This window comes from Azotosporobacter soli (genome assembly GCF_030542965.1).
In the GTDB taxonomy this organism is placed as follows: Bacteria; Bacillota; Negativicutes; order SG130; family SG130; genus Azotosporobacter; species Azotosporobacter soli.
The window spans coordinates 161,251-178,556 of record NZ_JAUAOA010000002.1 but is presented as its reverse complement, the minus strand read 5'-3'; the positions used below and the strand labels follow the sequence as shown (position 1 = coordinate 178,556).

Sequence of the window (17,306 nt, the reverse complement as noted above, 5' to 3'; positions counted from 1 at the left end):
GATCTGAAGATGCATTTTTTAAAATGGCTGTATCCTGGCATTCGCCTGAAACGCTGGCTGTTTCTTTTCTCCCTCGGCGTGGTTTCTGCCAGTATGGGCTTGGCGATCGTCTTTAATTATCAATACGCCGGTACGCTGGAAGAAGCGATCTTTCGCATGGTATACCGGACGACCGGCCAATATTATTACGCGGTGACGACGATCGTCGGCAGCTTGATTGTGGCCGCAGGTTTGGGTCTGATGCTGCTTGCGACGCGCCGCATCGTGCGTTCCGTCGTCGAAGTGATGATTCCGGACGGTTCGGACAGTTTGATCGAGATGATTTTTCAAAAACGTAAGTTGAACAAGGGGCCGAACGTCGCGGTCATCGGCGGCGGCACCGGACTGTCGGTGCTGTTGCGCGGCATCAAAGGCGTGACCAGCAATATCACTGCGATTGTCACCGTAGCCGATGACGGCGGTTCTTCCGGCCGTTTGCGCCGCGAACGGCACATGATTCCGCCGGGCGATCTGAGGAACTGCCTAGTTGCGCTCGCCGACACCGAACCGTTGATGGAAAAACTGTTTCAGCATCGCTTTAAAGGCGAAGGAGATCTGGGCGGACATAGCTTCGGCAATCTCTTTCTCGCGGCAATGACCGAAGTAGCCGGCGATATGGAACAGGCGTTAAAGGAAGCCAGCAAGGTTCTGGCTGTCAAAGGTCAGGTGCTGCCCTCTACGCTGGAGGAAGTTCGCTTGATCGCACAGATGACTGACGGCAGCCTCGTGGAAGGGGAATCTGCGATTCCGAAGTCAGGCAAGAAAATCCGCAGCATCCGGATGCAGCCGGAAAATCCCGCGCCGCTCGCGGGCGCGCTTGAGGCGATTGCGAAGGCCGATGCGATCGTGCTTGGGCCGGGCAGCCTGTATACCAGCGTCATTCCGAACCTTTTGGTGGACGGCGTCGCCGATGCGCTGCGCCAGGCGAAAGCGGTCAAGATCTATATCTGCAATGTCATGACGCAGCCGGGCGAAACAGACGGCTATGGCGCATTGGAACATGTCCGGGCGATCCTGAAACACGGCGGTCCGGGAATTATTGATTATGTTATCGTTAATACGCAGGCAGTCGCCGAAGATCAAAAAGCGCGTTATGCGGATCAGGGAGCGGAAGCGGTCCTGGCCGATGCGGCGGCGATTGAAGCGCTGGGCGTCAAGGTCGTCGGCGCAAACATCATCAGCGAAACCGATTTGGTGCGCCACGATCCGCTGAAACTCTGTCGCACGCTGATGGGAACGATCTATAAATGCAAGCCGAATCCGGAAGGCGTCAGGATACTCGATTATTATCTGCTGGGCAATCAATTGAAGAAGTTGCAGAAAAGCGGCAGCAAGGAGTTGGAGTGATGGCGTCCTTTTCTACCGAAGTACGCAATGAACTGGCCCGGCTGAATGAGGAAAGTACCTGCTGTCAGCGGGCCGAACTGGCGGCGCTGCTCCGCATGGGCGGCGCGATGGTGCTGGGCGGCGGCGGCGTTGGCATGAATTTTACCAGTGAAAACGCGGCGGTCGCCCGAAAAGTACTGAGCCTGATCAAACGCGGCGTTTCGCTGCGTACCGAAGTCGTAGTCAGTCGGGCGAGACGCTTGAAAAAGAACAACAGTTATCTGGTCAAGGTCACACCGTCGCCGCATGTGAAAGAGGTGCTGCTCTCGCTTGGCATCTTGGGCGGTGAAGGCCTGAACATCGGCCAGGACAGTCCGCTGCTCAGGAAACAATGCTGCCGGCGCGCGTATCTGCGCGGCGCTTTTCTCGGCGGCGGTTCAGTCAATCGACCGGAAGGCGATTATCATTTGGAACTTGTCAGCGCCAATCCTGATTTCGCCCGGACGCTGGCGAAGGTGATGAAGGGCTTCTCGCTGCCGGTCGGACTGACCGAACGTAAACAGGATTATGTGGTCTACTTAAAGGGCGGCGATGCGATCACCGAGTTTCTGCAAATTATCGGCGCGCATAATGCGCTGCTTGATTTTGAAAATGTCAGAGTGGTCAAAGGCATGCGCAACCAGGTGAACCGCCTGGTCAACTGCGAGACGGCCAATCTGCAAAAAACCGTGAATGCCGCCGTACGCCAGGCGGCAGGGATTCAGCGTCTGGCCAGCCGGGGAGAATTGGAAAAACTGCCGAAAACGTTGCAGGAGACCGCGCATCTGCGCATCACGCACCCGGAAGCGAGTCTCCAGGAACTGGTCGATTTGCTGGATGGAAAAGTGAGTCGCTCCGGCCTCAATCACCGGCTGCGTAAACTGGAAGAATTGGCGTTGAAACTATAAAAGCATCTCGATCGGCTTTGTCGATTGGGATGCTTTTAGTTTCAACGTGCGCTAAAAAAAGAGCAGGTAAAAAATGGAATAATGTCGAAGGGATAAAAATAAACTCTCTTTCTTCTTCTCCTTTTTATGCGCGAACTGCGCGCGGCAAGTTGAAAAAAAGGCAGGTGAAGCGTATGCAAGAGGAAACGGTCAAGGCGCGTGACTACGGCTGGTGTCTGGGTGAATATGCGCGCGACAGTGTTTTTCTCATCAATCCGGACGGTTTGTTTCAGGAAGTGAACCGGGCTGCCCTGCAGACATACGGCTATACGCGGGAAGAACTGATTGGCATGAGCATCCATCAATTGAGGCGGCAGGATTCGATAGAAAAGATAAGCAAGCAAATGAAGCAGGCGCATACCGGCTCCATTCTATTTGAAGCGGTTCATTATCGCAAGAACGGTACGTTTTTTCCGGTAGAGGTCAGCAGTCAGGGCATCACACTGGACGGTGAAGAGTACATTGTCAGCGTGGTGCGCGACATCAGCGACCGCAAGGCGGCCGAAAAAGAGCAGCGCAGAATTGAAACGGATCTGGTGCGCAGCAATGTCTGCCATCTATTGCTCAATGAAGTGGCGATGCGCGTCTTGACGGAAGAACCGGCGCAGGAAATTTTGCAACTGATCTGTCGCTCGCTAGTCAATATTTATCAGCTGGAACTGGTCTGGGTGGGCAGCAAAGAGGCGGCTGGCTCGCTCACCGTGCAGGCCTGGGCCGGTGAGAGCGTTGACTATCTGGAAGATATAAAGGTTTGCTGGGACGAAGGACCGGAAAGCCAGGGGCCGGCAGGCAAGAGTATTCGCAGCGCCAGCACGCAATTGTTCGACGTCGATCACCCTGACTTTAAACCATGGCGCGAGCGAGCCGCACAGTTCGGCTTTCGTACGATTGCGGCGGTGCCCTTGATTTGCCGTGATAACGTGATCGGCACGATCAATCTCTATTCGAATCAGGAACGATATTTTGATACGGGCTTGCTGCAGCAGATTGAGCATTTTGCCAGTCAGACGGCTGTTGCGCTGGAAGCGGCGGAAAAGCGCAAACGGGTAAACTTGCTGTCGACGGTTGTAAAATATGCCGGCGACGGCATTGTCGTTACCGACTGTGCGGCTGTGATCCAGTGGGCGAATCCGGCTTTTTGTCGCCTTAGCGGCTATGCTGCCGAGGAACTTGTCGGCAAGAGTATGGCAATATTCAAGAGCGGCTATCAAGACAAGAATTTTTACCAGCAGCTGTGGCGACAAATATTGAGCGGAAACTTGTGGCGCGGAGAAATAGTCAACCGGCGTAAGGACGGCAGTCTGTACGTCGAAGAAATGAGCATCACGCCGGTGTTGGATGAGCATAAAGAAATCAGCGCATTCATTGCGATCAAGCAGGATGTCACCGAACGGCACGAGGCGCAGGAAAAAGTTCGTCAGTCGCTAAATTATTATATTCAATTATTCGAGGATTTCCCGACCTTGATTTGGCGGGCGGATCGTAATGGGCAACTGGATTACTTTAATAAGAAATGGCTCGAATTTACCGGACGGAGTAAAACGGAAGAAGAAGGCTCCGGCTGGTTGGAAGGCGTCCATCCGGAGGAACGTCAGTTGTGCCAATTGGTGTATCGTGAAAACATGGAACGCCAGACTCCTTTTAGAATCGAATACCGCTTGCGCGCTCAAGATCACGGATATCGCTGGATTGTGGCGATGGGAATGCCTTTTTATGATTTAGAGGGACATTTTGCAGGTCACATTGGCGCTTGTTATGATATCAGCGATATGAAGCAAGCCGAGATAGATCGCTTGCAGGCGTTGAAAATGGCGGAAAAAGCGGAACGCATGGCATCGCTCGGTGCGATGACGGCCAGCATCGCACATGAAATCAATCAGCCGTTACATGCGATCAAATTGGCGGCGGACGGTTTCTTATACTGGCAGGAAAAAGGCAAAGCGCCGGAGTTGGAAAAGTTGACGACGAGTTTGCAAAAAATATCGGGTGCGGTAAACCGCATCGACAACATCATCAAGCATCTGCGCAGCGTATTTTCCGGTCAGGTTGACGTTAAAGAAGGTGTCTGCGACTGCAACCAGGCGGTATACGATGCCTTGGAACTGGTGGGAGCTCAAATGCAGGCGCACGGCATCAGCATCAGCCGCCAGTTTGCCGCCGAATTGCCAAAGATCAATGCGGACGCCAAACGATTGGAAGAAGCGGTCATTAATATGCTGATCAATGCAATGCAGGAACTGGACAAACTGCAAAAGCCGGATAAGGAAATCAGTTTAAAGACGTTTTGCCAGGACGATTGCGTCGTGCTGGAAATGGCCGATAACGGTCCGGGCGTCGACAGCAGCCTGCGTGAGCGGATTTTCGAACCGTTCTTCACGACGAAAGGGGCGGGGAACGGCATGGGGCTGGGACTGGCGATTGTCAACAATATCATTCGCTCGTTGGAAGGTTCTATCGAAGTGCAAGACCGGACGGGCGGCGGCGCTTTGTTTACGATTCGACTGCCTGTTCTCAGACGGGGCTGAAAACGCAAGCGACGGAAAGGAGAGCGGCGAGCAGGATGAATATTTTGCTGATTGACGATGACAGGGATTGTTTGGAAAGTCTGGCGGCAGTGATTGAACCGGCCGGACATAGCTGTGATATTTATACGGTGCCGGAAGAGGCGGTAGCCGCTTATGATGGCGTGAAGCATCAGGCGGTCATTACCGATATCAAAATGCCGGGTTTAAGCGGCATCCAGGTCCTGCGTCTTATCAAAGCGAAGAACGGCAAAGCGAAGGTCTTGCTGATGACCGGTTACGGCGATGTCGATACGGCGATCGCCGCGGTCAACTATGGCGCTTACTATTTCTTCAGCAAACCGGTGAATATTGATGAAATCATTGAAGTGCTGGAAAGAATCGCACGCGAATGAAGCTATGGCGCTGCCTATCTATTTGGCGGGCGGCTCGTACAGCAAGGCAGACAGAGAAACATTGCGCCGCCTTCGTAAAGAAAGCTAAGCACGCTTGATTGCAAAGGGGGAAGGGCGTATGACACAGATCCGGGCGAACAGCGCGACTGACTCGGCTTTGTTTAGGGAGATGCTCTCCCGCAGGCCGGAACAGAAGGTGAAAAGCAGCGGCAAAGGCGAAAAGATTGTTGCGATCGGCGCTTCAACGGGAGGAACGGAAGCGATCCGGCGGCTGATTCGCGAACTGCCGCTCGATTTGCCGGGCATGCTCATCGTACAGCATATGCCGATCGGCTTTACCAGACGTTTTGCGGACAGCCTGAATCAAGAGGGGCGTTTTAAAGTCGCGGAAGCCAAGAATGGAGACTGCGTCAGGCCGGGGCAGGTCTTGATTGCGCCAAGCGGGCAGCATATGACGGTGCGGCGTTCTGGCGACGTCTACATTGTACAGTGCAGTGACGGCGCTACTGTTAACGGACATCGTCCGTCGGTCGATGTGCTCTTTCATTCGGTTGCCAACGCTGCGGCGGCCAACGCGGTCGGTGTAATCCTTACCGGCATGGGCGCCGATGGCGCTGCCGGTCTGGTTGCGATGCGCCGGGCCGGTGCGAAGACGATCGGCCAGGATGAAGGAAGTTCCATCGTGTATGGAATGCCAAAGGTCGCCGATGATCTGGGCGGTGTGGAAGTGGTGCAGCCGCTCGAAGGCATTGCCGCTTCGATCGTGCGCTGCCTGGGCGGTGTCTGGCCATGAGCATGCTGATTGTCGGAGTGGGTGAACTGAAATGCTCCAATCGCGAAGAAGATTCGCTCCGCACCTTTGCGCTTGGTTCTTGCGTCGGCGTGATCGCCTTTGCACCGAAAATCAAAGCGGCGGCGCTCTTGCATCTGGCTTTGCCGGAATCGAAGATCAACAGGGAGCTGGCCAGGCGTGAACCGGCGCGTTTTGCCGATACCGGCGTTCCGTTGCTCTTAGAACTCATGGCGCAGTACGGCTGCCGGCCGTGCGATATGATCATCAAACTCGCAGGCGGTGCTACGATCAAGGATCAGGAAAGCTTTTTTGCGATCGGCAAACGCAATATTCTGGCGGTGCGTGAGACGCTGCAGTACTATCGTCTTGGCGCTGCGGCGGAAGATGTCGGGGCTGATTACAGTCGCACCGTCACCGTACGCGTCAGTGACGGAGCGGTGCTGCTCTCTTCGCCGGGCCGCGGCGAGTGGCTGTTATAAGAGCAAAGCAGCGCAAAGACAAGGGTGGCGAATTCGGGCACGAACGGGAAAGCAAAAGGAGGTGCAGGCATGAAAACGATGCAGGAACGGCGCGGAATTTTGCAAAAAGCCGTGATCGAGACCATTGAAAACATGTCTTTGTTGGAGGGCGGTTGCTGTGTGGAGGAGCCGTTGCAAGTGCCGCTGCAAAAGGAGCGGGTCGAACGGGCCAGCCTGACGATTTGTTCGCCGCAGTATGCCGAGTTCCAGGTTTTGATCACGAAGCTGCTCTTGGCGGATCTTGTGCAAATTCTCTATGGCGCAGAAAAGGAGGAAGTAACGCAAGATATGGAAAACGAAGTGCTGGCGGATATTCTTAACGCGGTCGCGGAAAAAGTGCTGCAGACGAAAGCGGTCAAAGCGTTTGACAAAGCAAAGGAACGGATAGGCGGCGAGCGGGAAAGTTGCAGCGTCAGCTGCCGTTTCGAGCAGGAAGAAAAAATTCTTTCCGTCAGTTGGCATCAACCGAAAGAGAAGCAAGCATCTGCTTTTGCCAAGGAAAACGAATGGACGGAGCGGATTGACTATTGATTATTGAAGAAAAAAACAGTACAATGAAAGCAGTGAACTATTTCGGCAAGGAGGGATACATTGATGGCAAAGCACATCATCACGGTAAACAAGCTTTCCCTGCAACAGACGGTACACACCGGCGGCTGCGGCGAATGCCAAACTTCCTGCCAGTCGGCTTGCAAGACGTCTTGCACCGTTGGCAACCAGGTCTGCCAGAAGTAGGCTGCAAGGAAACCCCATGCCAGGGACCCTGGCATGGGGTTTTGTGTGTAAGAAAACATTCTTGGCGAGGGTTGCAGAGTAGAACGGTTAACACGAAAAAGGGAAGGGAAGAGACGAAAGGCAGGGAGAAGAAATGTAATCGCTAAGCCGCAATGCGGCTTCTGTGATGGTGCGGCCAGCTGTGGTTTTAAAACAGTTTTTTCTATCTTTGCCTTTCTTTCTCTGTTCGTGTTAAAATTGCGCCGTAAGCCTTCTTGTTATCTAAAAGACCGCGCGGCGGTTTTCTTAAAATGAAAGGAATTAAGCAAAAAGATGAAGATTCACAAGTTTTTTCTCAACGGACTCTATATCGTACTGGATATCAACAGCGGGGCGGTCCATATCGTCGATAAGATGGTATACGACCTGCTTGACGTATACGACGGCGAAAATGGTGAAGCGGCCGCGCAGGCTTTGACGGGACGTTATCCGCAGGCCGAACTGAACGAGGCATTGGCTGAGCTGGCGGAACTGGTGACGGCAGAGCGTCTGTTTTCCCCGGATCTGCCGATCCCGACCACGTTTCAGGAAAAACCGCTGCTGAAATCACTCTGCCTGCATGTGGCGCATGACTGCAATCTGCGCTGCGGCTACTGTTTCGCCGGAACCGGTGATTTCGGCCATGACCGCGGCTTGATGTCGCCGGAAGTCGCCTGCCGGGCGATCGATTTCATCATTGAAAACGGCGGTTCGCGCCGCAACAGCGAAATCGACTTTTTTGGCGGCGAGCCGCTGATGAATATGCCGACCGTAAAAGCGGCGATCGAACATGTCAGACGCCGCGAACAGGAAACCGGCAAGAAATTTAAACTCACGCTGACGACGAACGGCGTACTGCTGACGCCGGAAATCACCGAATATCTTAACGCCAATGAGATCAGCCTGGTGCTCAGCCTTGATGGTCGCAAGGAAGTGCATGACAAGATGCGTCCGTTTACCGAAGGGGTCGGCAGCTATGACAAAGTGCTGGCGAACCTGCAGGCTGCCGTTCAGTCGCGCAATGATCAAAACTATTATCTGCGCGGTACGTTTACGGCGCATAATCTCGATTTTGCCGCCGATGTGCTATCAATGGCCGATGCCGGCTTCAGCCAGCTGTCGGTTGAACCGGTCGTCGGCAAAGATGTCGATTATGCAATTACCGAGGAACATTTGCCGCAACTGTTTGCGGAATATGAGAAACTGGCTGAAGCGTATTTGGCGCGGCGCAAGGCCGGTAACGGCTTTGATTTCTTCCATTTCAATCTCGACCTCAGCAACGGTCCCTGCGTCGCGAAACGGCTCAGCGGCTGCGGCGCGGGACATGAGTATATGGCCGTGACGCCGGAAGGCGATCTCTACCCCTGCCATCAATTTGTCGGGCGGGAAGAGTTCAAACTCGGCGACGTGTTCACCGGCGTGCAGAATCAAGAACTGCCGCAACAATTCCGGCAGACGCACGTCATGAAAAAAGAAGCGTGCAGCACCTGTTGGGCACGTCTTTATTGCAGCGGCGGCTGCCATGCCAATGCCCATCAGTTCCACGGCACGATCGAGCAGCCGTATGAAATCGGCTGTGAACTGCAAAAGAAACGTCTCGAATGCGCGATTATGATTCAGGCGATTCGGGCGATTGAAGGGTAACGGCGAAAAGTTGCTGGCTGTGGGCGGAAACGGCTAATGGCGATGAGCCAGCCGTACTGCCGATAGTTATTAGCCAATATCTGAAGGAGGCGGTCGTATGCCTCGTCTGCAAATTTGCATAAGCGGTATCGTACAAGGGGTCGGTTTTCGTCCCTTTGTCTATCGTTTGGCATGTGCGCACCGACTCAGCGGTTGGGTGCGCAATGATAACCATGGCGTAGAAATAGAGGTTCAGGGGCGAAAAGCAGACCTGAGCCTTTTTTTGCATGCGCTGCAGGAAGAAGCGCCGCCCGCCGCGCTTATCGGTGAACTGCAGCAGTTCTATCGCGAAGAAATAGAAGAAGAAGACTTTGTTATTTTGCCGAGCCAAGCTAAGCGGGCGGGGCGCGCCTGGGTAGCGGCCGATCTGGCGACTTGTTCGGATTGTTTGCGTGAACTGCGCGATCCGTCAGAACGGCGTCATCGTTATCCGTTCCTGAACTGTACGCAGTGCGGCCCTCGCTACAGCATCATCCGACAAATGCCCTATGATCGGCCGCATACTTCGCTGGCGGATTTCACGCTCTGCCCGGACTGCAAAAAAGAATATGAAAACACGGCTGACCGTCGTTTTCATGCGCAGCCGATCGCCTGTCCAAAGTGCGGCCCATCGTACTGGCTGGAACGAGAGGACGGAAGTCGCAGCGAAGGCAAGGCGGCGATCGAGGCCGCGCGACAATTGATCGCCGCTGGAGGGATTTTGGCGATTAAGGGAATCGGCGGCTGCCATCTGGCCTGCGATGCCCGACAGGAGGACGCGGTGTCGAAGCTGCGTCGGCGCAAGAAGCGCCTCTTGAAACCGTTCGCGCTTATGGCGGGCAGTCTTGAGACGGCGCGGGAACTGTGCAGGGTTTCGCAACAGGAGGAAGAGGCGCTGAGCGGTCCGGCGCGTCCGATCGTCCTATTGGAGCGACAGGAGAGCGTTCTTGTAGCCGAAGGGGTCGCGCCCGGACAGCGACGCCTCGGCGTGATGCTGCCTTATACGCCGCTGCATGCGCTGCTTCTCGAAAAAGAGGACGTCTGGGTAATGACGAGCGGCAACGACGCGGATGCTCCGATGCTGTATCGCGATGCGGAAATGCGCAGCGGTTTACTCGGTCTGGCAGACGCGTGGCTGTTGAATGATCGTCCGATTGTCAGGCCGATTGACGACTCGGTCTTGCAAATCGTCGCAGCGCGCGTCTGTATGATCCGTCGCAGTCGAGGCTTTGCGCCGCAGCCGCTGCCGTGCCTGCCAGCGACGCAGACGATTTTGGCGGCAGGCGGCGATTTGAAAAACACTTTCTGTCTGGCTGACGAAGGGATGGCTTTTCTGAGCGGCCATATGGGCGATCTGGCGGAGGCGTCCGCGCAGGAAAATTATCGGCAACAGCAAGAGGAATTGCAGAAGCTGCTCGATTGTTCACCGACGGCAGTGGTGTATGATCTTCATCCGGCTTATCATTCGCAGCGCCTGTTTCGGAAAACGTTGCTGCCGTCGCTTTCGATCCAACACCATCATGCGCATGCCGCGTCGGTTTTGGCCGAACATCGCCTCACCGGACCGGCGCTTGGCGTCGTGCTTGACGGTACCGGTTACGGGACGGACGGCAGCCTGTGGGGCAGCGAGTTTTTAGCGCTAAGCGGCGCTTCGTTCAAACGCTTGGCTCACTTTTCTTATCTGCCGTTGCCGGGCGGCGAACAGGCTGTCCGGCAACCCTGGCGCTTGGCGGCCTGGATTCTGAGCGAACTGTACGGCGACAATCCGGTAGCGTGGCCGATTCAGCTGGAACTGCCTGAAGGCTGGCCAGTTTTGCGTCAAGCGGTCCGCCAGGGTTTGGCGAGCGTGCCTGCCTGCGGCGCGGGGCGTTGGTTTGATGCAGCGGCCGTCATCTTGGGTTTGGGAAGGGAGAATCAGTATGAAGGTCATTTGGCGGGACTGCTGACGGAAGCGGTGCAAGGCGAAGGCGAATTGCTGCACTACGCCATCTTGCCGGGAACGCCGCGCCAGATCGATCTGCTGCCGCTGCTCAAAGATTTAGCGGAAGGCGTTCTTGCCGGAAAAGAAACCGCTCATCTCGCGGCGTCCTTTCATCTGACGCTGTTTCAGGCGCTGCGCGAAATGCTGCTCTTGCTGCGCGTTGAAACGGGTCTTAACACCCTCTTGTTGAGCGGCGGCGTCTGGCAGAATCGTCATTTGCTGGCGCGGGCCTTGCTCTGTTTACCGGAGGATGGTTTTGCGGTATACTGCAATCAGCAAGTGCCTGCCAACGATGGCGGGCTATCCTTGGGGCAAGCATGGATTGCCGCTTCGCGGTTGAAGGAGGAAGAGTCATGTGTTTAGCGATACCGGGACGGATTGTAGAGCGGAAGGAATATATGGCGACGTTGGAAATTAACGGTGTGCGACGAGAGGCAAGCCTGATGCTGTTGCCGGAGGCGCAGGTCGGTGATTTTGTCTTGTTGCATGCCGGATTTGCCGTGCAGCGTATCAATGAACAGGAAGCGGAAGAGACATTGGCTTTGTGGCGGGAGTTGGAAAATCATGCAGATGTTGACGGCTGAGGAAACCGGTCGCGCAGCGGCCCGTCTGACGGCTGAGATCAAAAAGCTCGCTGGCGGGCGGACAATCCGAATCATGGAAGTGTGCGGCACGCATACGGTGGCGATCTTTCGCCATGGCATCCGTCAACTGCTTGGCGATGCGGTCGAACTGATCAGCGGCCCGGGCTGCCCAGTCTGCGTGACGCCGGCGAATTACATCGATGCTGCGCTGGCTTGCGCAAAACAGCCCGGCGTTATTCTTACGAGTTACGGCGATTTGCTGCGCGTGCCGGGCAGCCGTGAGAGTCTGGCTGAGGCTAAGGCGCAAGGCGCGGATGTGCGGGTTGTCGTTTCGCCGCTTGATGCATTGGCGATTGCGCGGCAAGAGCCGCAGCGCAAGGTTGTCTTTCTCGCGGTCGGCTTTGAGACGACCGCGCCGACCGCGGCGGCGGCGCTGCTTTCGGCAAGACAAGCGGGTGTGGAGAATTTTTTGCTGCTCTCCGCGCATAAGACGGTGCCGCCGGCGCTGCGCAGCTTGCTGACGCAAGGGGCCTGTCTCGACGGTCTTTTGCTGCCGGGGCATGTCAGTGCAGTCATCGGCCTCGCGCCGTATCGCTTTTTAGTCGATGAGTTCGCGCTGCCGAGCGTAGTGGCAGGCTTTGAAGCGCTGGACATTTTAACGGCGATTCGTGCGCTAGCCCGGCAGATCGCCGCTGGACGAGCGGAACTGGAGAATCAGTATCGGCGCGTCGTCTTGCCGCAGGGCAATCCGCAGGCGATGAAGATTTTACTGGATGTGTATCAGCCTGTCGATGTCGAATGGCGCGGTCTCGGCTTATTAAAAGAATCAGGACTCGTCCTGCGCCCCGCATACCAAGTGTACGATGCCTCGCTCGTACTACAGCTGAAGACGCAGCCTGCGGTGGAACCGAAAGGCTGCTGCTGCGGTCTTGTCCTGCAGGGTCGCATGCAACCGGCGCAATGTCCGCTTTTTGCGCGGGAGTGTACGCCGCTAAAACCGGTCGGAGCCTGCATGGTATCGCGTGAAGGCGCTTGCAGTGCCTGGTATAATTACGGGAAAAGGGGCGAAGGCGCATGAAGGATGATTTGATCTTACTGGCGCATGGCGGCGGAGGCCTATTGACGCAAGAACTGGTGGAAGAGATTATGCTGCCCGCGTTTAAAAATTCTGCCTTAGCGGCGAGGGACGACGGCGCGCTAGTGCAAATTTCAGGCACGGAGCTGGTTTTTTCTACGGATGCCTATGTGGTGAAACCGCGCTTTTTTCCCGGCGGCGACATCGGCAAACTTGCGGTCTGCGGCACCGTCAACGATATAGCGGTCTGCGGTGCGAAACCGCTCTATCTTAGCGTAGCGTTCATTATCGAAGAAGGTTTTTCCCGGCGCGAATTGAGCGAGATCGTAGCATCGATGGCGCAGGCGGCGAAAGAGGCGGGTGTTCAGATTGTCACCGGCGATACGAAGGTCGTCGAACGCGGCAATGTCGACGGGCTCTATATCACGACTGCCGGAATCGGACAGCGTCTGCCCGGAATCACGGTATCAGGAAGTCTTGCGAAAGCAGGGCAGGATATCATTCTCAGCGGCAGCTTGGGCGAGCACGCGATGACGGTCATGGCGCAGCGGCATGGACTGACATTGCCGGAGGAAATCCGCAGTGACTGCGCGCCCTTAAATGGCGTGATTGAAGAATTGTTGCAGGCCGTGCCGCAGATCAGCGTGCTGCGCGATGTGACGCGCGGCGGCCTGGCGACCACTTTGCATGAGATCGCAGAGCAGTCCGGCGTGACGCTTACGATCGCAGAAGAGGCGATCGTTGTGCATCCGGCAGTCCGTGCCGCGGCAGACATGTTAGGTTTCGATCCTTTATATTTAGCGAATGAAGGGAAATTTCTGATTTGTGTCGAATCTACTTACAGTCAAAGAGTTGTAGATATTTTGCAGCAACATGCAAAGAGCGGTGACGCGAGCATCATTGGGACGGTCGGCAATGGATTGCCTGGCCGCGTGGTGCTGAAGACTCTGGTGGGCGGAGAACGGATACTCGATATGCCGCTGGGGGATTTGCTGCCGCGAATTTGTTGAGACGAGACTGTTTCGACAGAGTTTGTGTCGTGCAATAGTCTCTGAGAGGCTGGAGGAGGACCGCATCATGCCCCAAATGGAATATGGCTTGCGCATGGATCTCAGCCAGAAACTGGTGATGACGCCGCAATTACGGCAAGCGATTGCCATTTTGCAGTTGCCGGCGCTTGAACTGGCGACCATGGTAGAGCAGGAATTATTGGAAAACCCTGTCCTGGAAATGGAAGAGGAACGCGAAGAATTTTCGCCGGAAAATATCGTGAAACTGGCCGAATACTTACAGTCCGGCGAGCGCAGCGCTGCGGAAGGCGGCGGGCGAATCGAACGGGAAGACAACGGCAACCCGCTGGAGCGCTTCTTAAGCCAGGAAAGCACGCTGCATCAACATTTGGAATTGCAGCTGAGCTTGCTGTCTTTGAATAAAAAGGAAAACTGCATCGGCGAATATCTGATTGGCTGCATCGACGATAACGGATATTTGTCGGGCAGCATTGATGAGGCGGCCGAAAGCATCGGCGTAGCGCCGGAAGCAGTGGAAAAAGTATTGGCTTTGTTGCAAGGCTTCGATCCCGCCGGCGTTGCGGCGCGTGATTTGCGCGAATGTCTGCTCCTGCAATTGCGACAGAAAGAGTGCTGCGATCCGCTGGTGCTGCAACTGGTGGAATCGCATCTTGATGAAGTGGGCCAGGGACATTACCGAACCTTGGCGCTCAAGCTGAAGTGCAGCCCGCTTAAAGTGCAGGAGGCGGTCGATCTGATTCGTCGTCTTGACCCCAAACCGGGCCTGGCTTTCGGCGGCAGCACCGCCAACTATGTCTTGCCGGATCTTACGGTGGAAAAGATCGATGATCAGTATGTGATTCTGGTCAATGACACCGTGGTGCCGCGCCTGACGATCAATTCCGCGTATCGACGCATGGTACAAAACGGCGATGAGGATCTGAAAAAATTCGTCTCGGGCCGCTTGCAGGCCGCGGTTGGTCTGATTCGCAGCATCGAACAGCGGCGGCGGACCTTATTTCGCGTGATGGAGACGATCGTCGAATTACAGCGCGAATTCTTCGATCATGGCCCGGCGTACCTGCAACCGCTGACGCTGCGTCAGGTTGCCGAAATCATCAGCGTACATGAATCGACGGTCAGTCGGGCGATTGCCGGAAAATACGCGGCGACGCCGCGCGGTCTGCTCAGCTTGCGCAGCTTTTTCCCGACACCGGTGCATACCGATTCCGGAACCGATATGGCGGCGGCCAACGTCAAGCAAAACCTGCGCGATTTGATCGCCAAAGAAGATACGAACCGTCCGTTCAGCGATCAGGATCTGGCGGAACTGCTCGACGGCAAAGGCATTAAATTGTCACGGCGTACTGTAGCAAAGTATCGCGAAGAAATGGGTATTGCTACTTCCAGCCGTCGTAAACGCTACTAAAAAGAAAAGCGTCTATGTACCGAATCCGGTGCGTAGACGCTTTTTTTTATGGGGATTTAACACGAAGAGGGGGAGAAAAAAGAAAGGCGCGAAGCTTTATTTGCAAAACATCTTCGCGCCTTCGTGTTGAAAGCTTCGTTCGTTTTATTGGGCTTTCATCAGTCGCATGCTGTTGGCGACGACGAGCAGCGTCGCGCCGGTGTCGGCGAAGACCGCCATCCACAAGGTGGCGTGACCGCTGAAAGCCGCGAGAATGAAAATGGCTTTTAGGAGTAAAGCGAAGACGATATTTTGCTTGATCAGGCGCATCGTCCGTCGGCTGAGGCGAATCAGATACGGCAGTTGGCTGAGATCATCGCCGGCCAGTGCGATATCGGCGGCTGCCAAAGCGACGTCGCTGCCGCCGGTGCCCATCGCGACGCCGATATCCGCGGCAGCCAAGGCCGGTGCGTCATTGATTCCGTCGCCGATCATTGCGACGCGGCCATGCTGCAACTGAAGGTTGCGCAGTTCCTTTACTTTTTCTGCCGGCAGCAATCCGGCGCGGATGTCGGATAAACCGAGCTGTCTGCCGATTGCAGAGGCGGTCGACGGTTGATCGCCGCTCAGGAGGACGATCGAACCGGGCAGCAAATCTTTTAGTTCGCGCAGCGTTGCCGCGGCTTCCGGACGCGGCGTATCCTGAAACAGAATCGCGCCGAGCAGGCGGCTTTCGTTGCTAAGCCAGATGACGCTGTTGCCTTCTTGCATCGCCGCAGCGACTGAGGCTTCTAAGGCGTCGCCGCGCAAGAGGTCGGCGACCAGACGCGGCGAACCGATCTGATAGTGCTCGCCGGCAATCCGTCCGACGGCGCCGAGTCCCGGCAGCGCATGGAAATCATCGGCGGGAGTCTGGTCAGGACAGGCATTGCGAATGGCTCGCGCGAGCGGATGTTCGGAGGCTGCCTCCAGTCTCGCGGCCAGCGATAAAAGCTCTTTTTCCGATAAACTGCCGTCGGTTATGACCTGCGTTACGCTGAGGCTGCCGTGCGTCAGTGTGCCGGTTTTGTCAAACGCCAGACTGCGTATGTTGCCGAAGGCTTCGAGAAAGACGCCGCCCTTAATCAGGATGCCGCGGGCTGACGCGTTGCCAAGTGCGGCCACGACGGCAACCGGGGTGGAAATCACCAGTGCGCAGGGGCAGGCGATAACGAGCAGCAGCAATGCTTTATAGAGCCAGAGGGAAAACGGTTCTTGAAAAAGCAACCAGGGAAGCAAAAGAGTCAACGTGGCGGCGATAATTACGCATGGCGTGTAATAACGGGCGAAATGGTCGATGGCTTGCTGGATCGGCGCTTTCTTGCTTTGCGCTTCTTCCGTGAGGCGGGCAAGCGATGCCAATGTCGAATCCTGGTACGCACTACTGACCGTTACATAGAGTGCGCCGTTTTGATTTAGGCTGCCTGCGAAAACCAGCGAACCGGGTTCCTTTTCACACGGCAGCGATTCACCGGTGATAGGCGATTGATCAACGGCGGAAATCCCCGCACTAACCTGACCATCGAGCGGAATGCGCTCGCCGGGACGGATTAGGATGCGTTCGCCGGGCTTGACCTGGCGGGCGTCGACGTCCTGTTGTTTGTCGTCGTCAGAAAGCAAGGTCGCGCGTTCCGGCGCCAGGGCCATCAGATTGCCCACGGCCCGGCGAGTTTTTTCCAAAGTATAATGTTCCAGCGCGTGTCCGAGCGAGAATAAAACGACGACGGCAGCGGCTTCGCTCCATTGATCGATGAAAATAGCGCCGCCGACTGCGATGACCATCAGGAAATTGCTATCGATGCTGTAATTGCTGAGATTGTAGAATGCTTTGCGCGCGATCGAAAAGCCGCCAATCAGGATTGCGATCGCGTAGAACATCGTGCTTAGCGTGGCGAGGGGTTGTGTTTCGAGAGAGAAGGCGACGAGAAAACTGAACGCAGCGGTGAACGGAACCAGATAGCGTTTCTTCTTTTCCGCTAAGGGCGGGGCCTGGCGCACCTTATAACCGGCCTGAACAATCGCGCTTTCGATTGTTGCCTTCGCTGCGCTGTGGCGTACGACGAGACGCGAGGAGGCAAAATTAAGCGAGGCTTGCGTCACCCCGGGCAGTGCGACAATGCGTGATTCGAGTTTGGCTGCGCAATCGGCGCAGTCTAAGTCGGAAACGTAATAAGTGGAAATGGTTGCGTCTTTCATCGTAACGCGCCCCCTTTCT

General features: G+C 55.7%; 15 protein-coding genes. 14 read left to right on the top strand and 1 reads right to left on the bottom strand.

The window, feature by feature from the left end; translation table 11 throughout:
• The first annotated feature begins 9 nt into the window (after positions 1 to 9).
• The 14 genes from QTL79_RS02795 to rpoN all read left to right on the top strand — a co-directional run bounded on the left by QTL79_RS02795 (position 10) and on the right by rpoN (position 15,073).
• On the top strand, positions 10 to 1,386 hold the full coding sequence (locus QTL79_RS02795; protein WP_346353415.1) for a gluconeogenesis factor YvcK family protein: 1,377 nt from the start codon (positions 10 to 12) through the stop codon (positions 1,384 to 1,386).
• Positions 1,386 to 2,312, top strand: coding sequence for a DNA-binding protein WhiA (gene whiA, locus QTL79_RS02790; protein WP_346353414.1), 927 nt, complete (start codon positions 1,386 to 1,388; stop codon positions 2,310 to 2,312). The genes QTL79_RS02795 and whiA overlap by 1 nt, the downstream gene beginning before the upstream one ends.
• A 173-nt stretch (positions 2,313 to 2,485) precedes the next feature.
• Entirely contained in the window at positions 2,486 to 4,876 is a 2,391-nt protein-coding gene (locus tag QTL79_RS02785) for a PAS domain S-box protein (RefSeq protein WP_346353413.1), read from the top strand.
• A gap of 35 nt (positions 4,877 to 4,911) precedes the next feature.
• Positions 4,912 to 5,268, top strand: a complete 357-nt coding sequence (locus QTL79_RS02780) for a response regulator (protein ID WP_346353412.1) — start codon at positions 4,912 to 4,914, stop codon at positions 5,266 to 5,268.
• A 118-nt stretch (positions 5,269 to 5,386) separates the two neighbouring features.
• Positions 5,387 to 6,061, top strand: a complete 675-nt coding sequence (locus QTL79_RS02775) for a CheB methylesterase domain-containing protein (protein WP_346353411.1) — start codon at positions 5,387 to 5,389, stop codon at positions 6,059 to 6,061.
• Positions 6,058 to 6,540: a chemotaxis protein CheD gene (locus QTL79_RS02770; RefSeq protein WP_346353410.1), complete on the top strand. Its 483-nt coding sequence runs from the start codon at positions 6,058 to 6,060 to the stop codon at positions 6,538 to 6,540. Before QTL79_RS02775 ends, QTL79_RS02770 begins: the two co-directional genes overlap by 4 nt.
• Before the next feature lie 69 nt (positions 6,541 to 6,609).
• Positions 6,610 to 7,110 (top strand): hypothetical protein, encoded by a 501-nt coding sequence (locus tag QTL79_RS02765; protein ID WP_346353409.1) that lies wholly within the window; start codon positions 6,610 to 6,612, stop codon positions 7,108 to 7,110.
• A gap of 63 nt (positions 7,111 to 7,173) precedes the next feature.
• Positions 7,174 to 7,314: a six-cysteine ranthipeptide SCIFF gene (gene scfA / locus QTL79_RS02760; protein ID WP_346353408.1), complete on the top strand. Its 141-nt coding sequence runs from the start codon at positions 7,174 to 7,176 to the stop codon at positions 7,312 to 7,314.
• 312 nt (positions 7,315 to 7,626) lie between these two features.
• Positions 7,627 to 8,976 carry a thioether cross-link-forming SCIFF peptide maturase gene (gene scfB / locus QTL79_RS02755; protein WP_346353407.1) on the top strand — a complete coding sequence of 450 codons (1,350 nt, stop codon included), beginning with the start codon at positions 7,627 to 7,629 and terminating at the stop codon, positions 8,974 to 8,976.
• A 97-nt stretch (positions 8,977 to 9,073) separates the two neighbouring features.
• Positions 9,074 to 11,338 (top strand): carbamoyltransferase HypF, encoded by a 2,265-nt coding sequence (gene hypF / locus QTL79_RS02750; protein ID WP_346353406.1) that lies wholly within the window; start codon positions 9,074 to 9,076, stop codon positions 11,336 to 11,338.
• On the top strand, positions 11,329 to 11,559 hold the full coding sequence (locus tag QTL79_RS02745) for a HypC/HybG/HupF family hydrogenase formation chaperone (protein ID WP_346353405.1): 231 nt from the start codon (positions 11,329 to 11,331) through the stop codon (positions 11,557 to 11,559). The genes hypF and QTL79_RS02745 overlap by 10 nt, the downstream gene beginning before the upstream one ends.
• Positions 11,540 to 12,637, top strand: a complete 1,098-nt coding sequence (gene hypD / locus QTL79_RS02740; RefSeq protein ID WP_346353404.1) for a hydrogenase formation protein HypD — start codon at positions 11,540 to 11,542, stop codon at positions 12,635 to 12,637. The genes QTL79_RS02745 and hypD overlap by 20 nt, the downstream gene beginning before the upstream one ends.
• Positions 12,634 to 13,644: a hydrogenase expression/formation protein HypE gene (hypE, locus tag QTL79_RS02735; RefSeq protein ID WP_346353403.1), complete on the top strand. Its 1,011-nt coding sequence runs from the start codon at positions 12,634 to 12,636 to the stop codon at positions 13,642 to 13,644. The genes hypD and hypE overlap by 4 nt, the downstream gene beginning before the upstream one ends.
• A gap of 67 nt (positions 13,645 to 13,711) precedes the next feature.
• Positions 13,712 to 15,073, top strand: coding sequence for an RNA polymerase factor sigma-54 (rpoN, locus tag QTL79_RS02730; RefSeq protein ID WP_346353402.1), 1,362 nt, complete (start codon positions 13,712 to 13,714; stop codon positions 15,071 to 15,073).
• 144 nt (positions 15,074 to 15,217) lie between these two features.
• Here the strand turns inward: rpoN and QTL79_RS02725 are convergent, their stop codons facing one another.
• A complete protein-coding gene (locus tag QTL79_RS02725; protein WP_346353401.1) occupies positions 15,218 to 17,287 on the bottom strand; it encodes a heavy metal translocating P-type ATPase in 2,070 nt (689 codons plus the stop codon).
• Positions 17,288 to 17,306: the final 19 nt, after the last annotated feature.